The sequence below is a fragment of the Nocardia sp. NPDC004582 genome, from assembly GCF_053602115.1.
Window position 1 is genome coordinate 1 of record NZ_JBSGCY010000212.1, and the last position, 8,021, is coordinate 8,021.

Consider the following 8,021-nt stretch of genomic DNA (forward strand, 5'->3'; position numbering starts at 1 on the left):
GCTGGGTCGCACGGCGCCTGACCAACCTGCATCCGATGGACTACTACTACGGCTGGGGTTCGGTCGTCTTCACACCACCCCGATCCGCCGCCCGGACCCGGCCGGCGATCCGGCCGCTCCGACCGGGGATCAGGCCGTCTCCGGCTAGCCTCAGAGACTTTTCAGAATTGGCTCATCGACCTCCTAGAGGGGTCGTTTAGCGTCGGTCGGGCGCGCGGGAATCCCGCGCGACCCTGTCGCTGTGCCTACTGAGAAGAAGGTCGCTGTATGAGCTTCGTCCGTAATCGTCGTGCCGGTGTGCTCTTCGGAGCCGGCGCGGTCGCCGCCGTCGCCCTCGCCTTCGCGCCCGCCACCGCCTCCGCCTCCCCCGCGGATCTGGTTGCGCCGCTCCTGAACTCGACCTGTTCGTTCACCCAGGTGGACGCCGCCCTGCACGACAAGTCGCCGGCGCTGGCCCAGTTCCTGGACCAGAACCCCGGCTACAAGGCCGAATTGAAGGCCAAGTTCGACCTCTCCCCCGCCGAGCGGCAGGCCGAACTCGATCAGTACCTGCGCGACAATCCGGACGCCGCCAACCAGGCCGCGGCCGACCCGCGCGCCGGGGGCATCGCCGCCGCCATCCAGCAGGTGGCCGACTCCTGCCACAACTACTAGGCGCGGAGAGGTGGAGCCTGAGTAGCGGCTGCCAGAATGGAGCCCGTGGTCGAACGCGGTGAGGTACCCACTGTCCTGGTCGTCGACGACGATGAGGATGTGCTCGCATCGGTCGAGCGCGGGCTTCGGCTGTCCGGTTTCCGGGTGGTCATCGCCCGGGACGGGGCGGCCGCCCTGCGCAGTGTCAATGAATTCGCCCCGGACGCGGTCGTGCTCGATATGAACATGCCGGTCCTGGACGGGGCGGGCGTGGTGACCGCGCTGCGGGCCATGGGCAACGAGGTGCCGATCTGCGTGCTGTCGGCGCGCAGCTCGGTGGACGACCGCATCGCCGGACTGGAGTCGGGGGCCGACGATTACCTGGTCAAACCGTTCGTGCTCGCCGAGTTGGTGGCGCGGATCAAGGCGCTGCTGCGGCGGCGCAGCGACGCGCCGGCCTCGGCGATCCCCGGCGCGATCACCGTGGGGCCCTTGGAAGTCGACGTCGCGGGCTATCGGGCGCTGCTGCACGGCGCCGAGATCGAGCTCACCAAGCGCGAATTCGAGCTGCTGTCCACGCTGGCCCGCAGCGCCGGGGTGGTGCTGAGCCGGGAACGGCTGCTGGAACTGGTGTGGGGCTACGACTTCGCGGCCGACACCAATGTCGTGGACGTGTTCGTCGGATATCTGCGGCGCAAGCTCGAGGTCGAGGGCACCCCGCGCCTGCTGCACACCATCCGCGGCGTCGGATTCGTCCTGCGGGCGCCCAAATGACCGCCGCGGCGGGCCCTTCCGCGCCCGGGGGCGCCCGCCGCCGCTGGTCCTACACGCTGCGGGTGCGCGTCGCCGCCGCCGCGGCGCTGGGCGCGACCATCATCGTGGCCATCCTGAGCTGGATCACCATCTACGCCATCGGCCGCAGCAATATGGCCCAGGCCGATCAGCAGTTGTCGATGGTGTCGCGGCTGGTGCTGATCCAGCCGGTCTTCGCGGTCAATGTGGTCGACATCCTCGCGCCCAACAAGGAAATGGCGCTGACGGTGCGGATGAACGACCGGGCGCTGGCCAGTACGCCGGTGAAACTGCCCGTGCTGCCGGTCGGGAATGCCACCGTCACCGTGGACGGCAACGCCTATCGGGTGCTCACCACCACCGAGGCGCAGCCCGCGGGACAGGTTGTGTCCCTGGGTATTCCGACCAACCAGACCGAGAAGACCATCAACGAGCAGCGGCGCTGGGTGTACCTGGCGGCGGCGCTCGCGGTGACCGCGTCGGCGGGGCTGGGCTGGTTGTTCGGCGGGCGCGCGGTGCGGCCCATCGTGAAACTCACCCGGGACCTGGACGAACGCGCGCCCAGCGGCGATCCGCTGATCCCGCTGGACGGATCCGGGGTGAAGGAGGCGGACAAGCTGGCCGAGGCGGTCAACACGCTGCTCGAGCGGGTGGACCAGGCGCAGGCCGAGACCGCCACCGCGCTCGAGACCGCGCGCGACTTCGCGGCGGTGTCCGCGCACGAACTGCGTACCCCGCTCACCGCCATGCGCACCGACCTGGAGGTCCTGAGCACCCTGGACCTGAACGAGGAGCAGCGGCGCGAGATCCTCACCGACCTGCAGCGCGGCCAGAACCGGGTGGAGACGACCCTGGCCGCGCTGGAACGACTCGCCGCGGGCGATCTCACCAATGACGGCGATCACGTGCTCACCGATGTGGGCGAATTGTGCGACGCCGCCGCGCAATACGCCATGCGGCACTTCCCGCGGCTGACGGTGCGCATCGACACCGACGCCGAGCTGGTCACCCGGGGCCTGCCCACCGGCCTGCGGCTGGCCGTGGACAACGCGCTCACCAATTCCGCGCGCCACGGCGGGGCCACCGAGGCGCTGGTGACGGCGCATCGGGTGCCGGGCGGGCGCATCGTGATCACCGTCGACGACAACGGCCGCGGCCTGCCCGCCGACGAGCGGGAGCAGGTGTTCGCGCGCTTCTTCCGGGGCAGCCAGGCCACCAAGGGCGGGTCCGGACTGGGCCTGGCGCTGGTGGCGCAGCAGGCCCAATTGCACGGTGGCCGAGCCTATTTCGACGACGGCCTGCTGGGCGGGGTGCGGCTGGTGCTGGAACTCCCGGATCGTTCGGCGTGGCCGCCGCCACCCGCGCGGATGTGAACGTACCGGTCTTTACCGAACTCTCAGACATCCATCAGAGCCACGGACATAGCGGGCCTCTACGGTCTGAATCGTGTTCGGAAAACGCTCTCGCTGGCTCCTGATCGTCCTGCTGCTCGCCGCCGCCGTCGCGGCGGGCGTCGTCGGCATCGGCCGCCTGCGGGCCGCGCCCACCGCCGTCGCGCTCGTCAACGGCGATTCCGGTCCGCTGGGCGCGCGCATCGCGAAGGACCTGCGGGCCAGTGGAATCCGGCACTGGGAGGTTGTCGACGAGGCGAGCGTCAGCGACTACGCCGCGGTGATCACGCTGCCCGCCGACCTGACCGCCGACATCAACTCCCTGGTCACCGATAAGCCGAAGAAGGCGCAGGTCACCGTGGCCACGCACGACCGCGCCGACCCGAACCTGGTCAATGACGCGGTGACCGAGGTGACCAAGAAGGTCAGCGCGGCGGGACTGGACACCCTGTTCTCGACCATGAACAGCGCGCGCCTGCAGGTGTCGCAGATCGCCGGGACCTCCGGCATGCTGAGCGCGGGGGTGCAGGCCGCCGCGGACGGTGCGCAGCAGTTCTCCGGCGGCGCGGACCAGCTGACCGATTTCCTGGCCCAGGCGAAAGCCGGTGCGGGGCAGCTGACTTCGGGAATCGACGCCCTGAACGCCACCCTGTCGGCGGCGACCACGCAGGCGAATCAGCTTGCCACGGCGCTGGATTCGACCGGTGTCACCCTGTGGCAGGTCTCGCAGGCGGCGAGCGCGCTGTCGGGCGGATTGAATGTGGTGGTGCCGTTGCTGCAGGGGCTGCCGGTGGCCGGGGATCCGCAGGTGGCGAGTGTGATCACGCAGCTGCAGGGCCTGCGCACCATCGCGAATCAGGCAGATGTCCAGCTGAGCGGCTTCGCGAATCTGACAGGCACGCAAGTCACTCCGGATACCAAGGTCGGGCAGTTGTTGCGCGACGCGGCCGGACGGCTGAATGACGCAAGCGCCCAGTTGAATCAGGGCGCGTCGCTGGCACAGAGCATTCCCGCGATCGCCGATCAGGCGGGCGCCCAGCTGGTCACCGCGATGCAGGCGCTGACCGGTGGTGTGGCCCAATTACAGTCCGTCACCAAGCTTTTGAACAATCAGGCCAGCCAGGCCATGGGCTCACTCCCCCAGCTCGGCGTACCCCAGCAGACCGTGATCGCCGCGGCCCTCACCGACCCCGTGGACATCATTCGGAGATAACGTTCGCAAACAATCAGCAACGATCGGCGGTTCGCCGGAGTACACTGTGCCCGAATTGCTCTAATCGACCCGTTTCGTGAGCTCGTCCGCTTCATCCGCACCTCGGCTCCACTCAGCGCCGGTATCGGAGAGGAAACGATCGTGAGCATGCTGATCGCCGCACACGACATGTACGGCACGGTTCTCGCCCAGCTCGGCAATCCCACCGCGGAAACCCCGCCCATGGCGGACAAGATGATGAAGATGTTCCGTTACTTCACGTGGTTCACCCAGATGTCGGGCATCGCGGCCATCACCTATGGTGGCGGGCGCTTCGCCTGGGAGAAGTGGGGCGGTGGCTCGGCCTCGCCCAAGATGGTCGCCAACGCGATGCTGGGCGGCGCGACCGCCACCAGCGCGGGAACCATCATGAATGCCATCGTCGGCTAGCGATTCGGGAGACAATGCGGGGGCCATACCCCCGCATCCTCTTGGGGAGGAACCGATGACCTACGGCAACGATCCCTACTCTCAGCAGCCGCAGCAGCCGGGCTTCGGGCAGCAGCCACCCGGATACGGGCAGCAGCCGCCACCTGGGTACGGGCAGCAGCCGCCTCCCGGATACGGCCAGCAACCGCCCGGCGGCTTCCCCGGGCAGCCCGGGGGCTACGGCTACCAGCCGGTCTACGCCGCCTATCCCACGCCGCCCTATGCCAGCTGGGGCGCGCGGGTCGGCGCCTACCTGATCGATCGGCTGATCGTGTTCGTGCCCGCGGCCATCTTCTATACGCTCGGCTTCGTCATCGGATTCAAGGACGCCGACTGCGTCACCGAGCAGACCGACACCTCCTACAGCACCAACTGCTCGGGCGGGCTGTCGGGCGCGGGCATCGCGCTCATCGTGGTCGGAGCCCTCATCGCCTTCGCCGGCGCGCTCTGGCTCATCTACCGGGAGGGCACCACCGGCCAGACCCCCGGCCGGAAGATGCTCAACATCAAGCTCGTTCGCGAAGCGGACGGTCAGGTCCTGGGCTTCGGCATGGCCTTCGTCCGCCAGCTCTGCCACGTCGTGGACAGCCTCGCCTGCTACCTGGGCTGGCTGTGGCCGATCTGGGACGCCAAACGGCAGACCTTCGCCGACAAGATCATGAGCAGCATCGTCGTCAAGGTGTGAGTACCGAGAACAATTCCGAGTACCCGGAACAACAGTGCCCGCCGCGCGGAATGCGCGGCGGGCACGTGTCTTTCAGCGACCTGATAGGCGTCAGTTCACGACGTCCAGCAGGTCGATGACGAAGACCAGGGTCTTGCCGGAGAGCTGGTGGCCGCGACCGGCCTCGCCGTAGGCCAGCTTCGGCGGAATGGTCAGCTGGCGACGGCCGCCCACCTTCATGCCGGGAATGCCGTCCTGCCAGCCCTGGATCAGGCCGCGCAGCGGGAAGACGATCGACTCGCCGCGGTCCCAGGAGGCGTCGAACTGCTCGCCGGTGTCGTACTCGACGCCCACGTAGTGGACATCGACGGTGTCGCCGGGCTTGGCTTCGGTGCCCTCACCCACGACGAGGTCCTTGATCACGAGCTCGGCGGGGGCGGGGCCGTCCTGGAACTCGATTTCCGGCTTACTGCTCATCGGCTGTCCTCTTCGATAGGGGATCGGAACTTGATCTACCCTATGCCCCGCACCGTGCCCCGCTCATTCGACCGCCCCGAGCGGAGGCGAAAATGGGCGCGTGGCCGAAGTGATCGATATCGACGACCCCGCCGATCCCCGGGTCGCCGATTTCCGCGACCTCAATAACGCCGACCGCCGGCCCGACCTGCCGGGCGGAAAAGGCCTGGTGATCGCCGAGGGCGTGGTGGTGGTGCAGCGCATGCTGGCCTCACGGTTCACGCCGTTCGGATTATTCGGCGTGGCGAACCGATATGAGCAGCTGCGCGAGGATCTCGCGGCGGTGGATATTCCGTATTACCGGACCAGCGCCGAGGTGATGGCCGAGGTGGTGGGATTCCATTTGAATCGGGGCGTGCTCGCGGGGGCTTATCGGCCGCGTGAACTCAGCGCCGCGGAGGTGCTCGCGGACGCGCGCACGGTGGCGGTGCTCGAGGGCGTGAACGACCACGAGAACATCGGCTCCATCTTCCGCAACGCGGCCGGACTCGGCGCGGACGCGGTGCTGTTCGGCGACCGCTGCTCGGATCCGCTGTACCGGCGTGCCGTGCGCGTGTCCATGGGGCATGTGCTGCGGGTGCCGTTCGCCCAGCTGCCGCCCTTCCCGGCGGGCCTGGACGTGCTGCGCGAGCACGGCTTCCAGATCGTCGCGCTCACCCCGAACCCGAAGGCGGGCACCCTGGCCACCGCCATGACCGGCGACAAGGTGGCGCTGCTGCTCGGCGCGGAGGGCCCCGGCCTGACCGAGGAGACCATGCGCGCCAGCGACATTCGGGCCCGCATCCCGATGACGCCCGGCACCGATTCGCTTAATGTGGCGACAGCGGCCGCCATGGCCTTCTACGAGAGAGTGCGAGCACAGTGAGTCATCCGCCCGACGGACCGTACGGATACGGATATTCCGAACCCACGCCGTGGGCCAGCGGCATCGCCGTGGCCGTCATGGTGGCGGCGCTGACCGCGACCGGCGTGTACGCCTTCGGGGCGGCGCTGGCGCAGATCCATCCGCTGCTGTCGGTGGTGGTCAATCTGATCGCGGTGGGCGGGGCCGCGCCGACGGCCTGGCGCTGGCGGTTCGCTCCGGTGACCCGCTGGGTGATCGCGGGGCTGGGCGCCGGGGTGCTGGCGGCCTGGGTGAGCTTGCTGCTGTTCTGAACCGGCCCGCGGTCAGGAGACGCGGTCCCGGCCGCGCAGCCAGCGCAGCAGTCCGCGCCGGCCGTTGCCGTGCTCGATCGGGGTTTCCGGTTCGCTGTCCAGCCGCGGCGCTTCGCCCTTGGGATACAGCGAGAATCCGCAGACCTCGATCTGGTCGGGGGTGAGGGCGTCCGCGGAAGTCCCGCCGCGGTACCGGAATCCGAGCCATCGCTCGTTGGCGGCGTCCGCGAAGCCGGGCGGGTCGAAGGGCAGCAGCTGGGGGTCGGGCATTTCGCCGGGGGTGAGGACGATCGGATGCTCGCCCGCCCAATAGGGCCGCTCCCAGACCCGCGGCATGCCCTCGTCCTCGAGGATATTGACCCGGGTCGCGCTGAAGGAGCGGCGGAATTCGCCACGCTCCCAATGGGCGAACGCGCCCCAGCCCAGCGACAGGTCGTAGGAGATCAGGTAGGTCTGCTCGGAGGCGAGCGGACGGACCAGCAGCTCCGGCAGTCTGGTGGGGCGCGGCAGCGCGGCCCGGGTGGAACACATCACCGTGACGCCGGGATAGCAACCGATGTAAACGGATTCGGGGTCCGGGCCCGCCCACACCTTCATGCTGCCGGAGGCGGCGGGCACCACGTCCCGGTCCGGATTGAGCTGCCGAGCGAGCGCGAAGGCGGCATCGGGATCGGGTCCCGGGTGCGCGCGCAGCACGGCCGCCGGATCGGGGGCGTCGACGTACCACAGGGATGAGACCGTTGATGGCACCGACGTCACCTCCCTCGCACACTGGCTACTTTTGAGCAACGCATGGCGACCGGTCGGGGCCGACAGTGATCGGCCGGTACCAGCCCGCCAACAGGATTGAATCTACCCCCGCGACAGCCTGAAATGCGGCTGTTGCCAATGCCGTTTCGCGGCTCGGCGACGAACGACATACCGGAAGGTCAGCAACCCTCCGGCATTCGCGAAGATCGACAGCGCGTCAGTGCCCCGAAGCGGAAAGCGTCAGTGACCCGAGCTGCGCACGCCTAGGAGCACGTCCTCCCAGGACGGCATCGGCGCCTTCCCGCCACGCTTGGCCCGATTCGGCTTCTGCGCGTTGGACTTCGCCGCGGGCTGCGCGGGAGCCGGGGCCGCACCCTCGCCCAAACCGTCGTCGCGCTCGGACTGCGCTCGAAACTGATCGGGCGCTCCAACTCCGCGG

At 68.9% G+C, this 8,021-nt stretch carries 10 protein-coding genes and 1 pseudogene; 8 read left to right on the plus strand and 3 right to left on the minus strand.

Annotated features, from left to right (window positions below; translation table 11 throughout):
• The first annotated feature begins 267 nt into the window (after positions 1 to 267).
• From ACWELJ_RS32230 to ACWELJ_RS32255, 6 genes are all read left to right on the plus strand, one after another.
• Positions 268 to 654, plus strand: coding sequence for a hemophore-related protein (locus ACWELJ_RS32230; RefSeq protein WP_452369857.1), 387 nt, complete (start codon positions 268 to 270; stop codon positions 652 to 654).
• Positions 655 to 699: 45 nt separating this feature from the next.
• On the plus strand, positions 700 to 1,407 hold the full coding sequence (locus ACWELJ_RS32235) for a response regulator transcription factor (protein ID WP_452369858.1): 708 nt from the start codon (positions 700 to 702) through the stop codon (positions 1,405 to 1,407).
• Positions 1,404 to 2,798, plus strand: a complete 1,395-nt coding sequence (locus tag ACWELJ_RS32240) for a sensor histidine kinase (protein ID WP_452369859.1) — start codon at positions 1,404 to 1,406, stop codon at positions 2,796 to 2,798. Before ACWELJ_RS32235 ends, ACWELJ_RS32240 begins: the two co-directional genes overlap by 4 nt.
• Positions 2,799 to 2,871: 73 nt before the next feature.
• Complete coding sequence (locus ACWELJ_RS32245; RefSeq protein ID WP_452369860.1) at positions 2,872 to 4,029, plus strand: YhgE/Pip domain-containing protein; 1,158 nt, start codon at positions 2,872 to 2,874, stop codon at positions 4,027 to 4,029.
• A 147-nt stretch (positions 4,030 to 4,176) separates the two neighbouring features.
• Entirely contained in the window at positions 4,177 to 4,458 is a 282-nt protein-coding gene (locus tag ACWELJ_RS32250; RefSeq protein WP_357089931.1) for a hypothetical protein, read from the plus strand.
• Positions 4,459 to 4,513: 55 nt separating this feature from the next.
• A complete protein-coding gene (locus ACWELJ_RS32255; protein WP_452369861.1) occupies positions 4,514 to 5,182 on the plus strand; it encodes an RDD family protein in 669 nt (222 codons plus the stop codon).
• 90 nt (positions 5,183 to 5,272) lie between these two features.
• Here the strand turns inward: ACWELJ_RS32255 and ACWELJ_RS32260 are convergent, their stop codons facing one another.
• Positions 5,273 to 5,638, minus strand: coding sequence for an FKBP-type peptidyl-prolyl cis-trans isomerase (locus ACWELJ_RS32260; protein ID WP_452369862.1), 366 nt, complete (start codon positions 5,636 to 5,638; stop codon positions 5,273 to 5,275).
• 100 nt (positions 5,639 to 5,738) lie between these two features.
• Between ACWELJ_RS32260 and ACWELJ_RS32265 the strand changes: the two genes are divergently transcribed.
• Both ACWELJ_RS32265 and ACWELJ_RS32270 read left to right on the plus strand, forming a co-directional pair.
• The gene (locus tag ACWELJ_RS32265) at positions 5,739 to 6,542 is read left to right on the plus strand and encodes a TrmH family RNA methyltransferase (RefSeq protein WP_452369863.1); all 804 of its coding nucleotides are present in this window, start codon (positions 5,739 to 5,741) and stop codon (positions 6,540 to 6,542) included.
• Positions 6,539 to 6,832, plus strand: coding sequence for a DUF2537 domain-containing protein (locus tag ACWELJ_RS32270; RefSeq protein ID WP_452369864.1), 294 nt, complete (start codon positions 6,539 to 6,541; stop codon positions 6,830 to 6,832). Before ACWELJ_RS32265 ends, ACWELJ_RS32270 begins: the two co-directional genes overlap by 4 nt.
• Before the next feature lie 12 nt (positions 6,833 to 6,844).
• Here the strand turns inward: ACWELJ_RS32270 and ACWELJ_RS32275 are convergent, their stop codons facing one another.
• Entirely contained in the window at positions 6,845 to 7,582 is a 738-nt protein-coding gene (locus ACWELJ_RS32275; protein WP_452369865.1) for a DUF6928 family protein, read from the minus strand.
• A gap of 240 nt (positions 7,583 to 7,822) precedes the next feature.
• A pseudogene (locus ACWELJ_RS32280) lies at positions 7,823 to 8,021 on the minus strand (septation protein SepH); the annotation flags it as partial.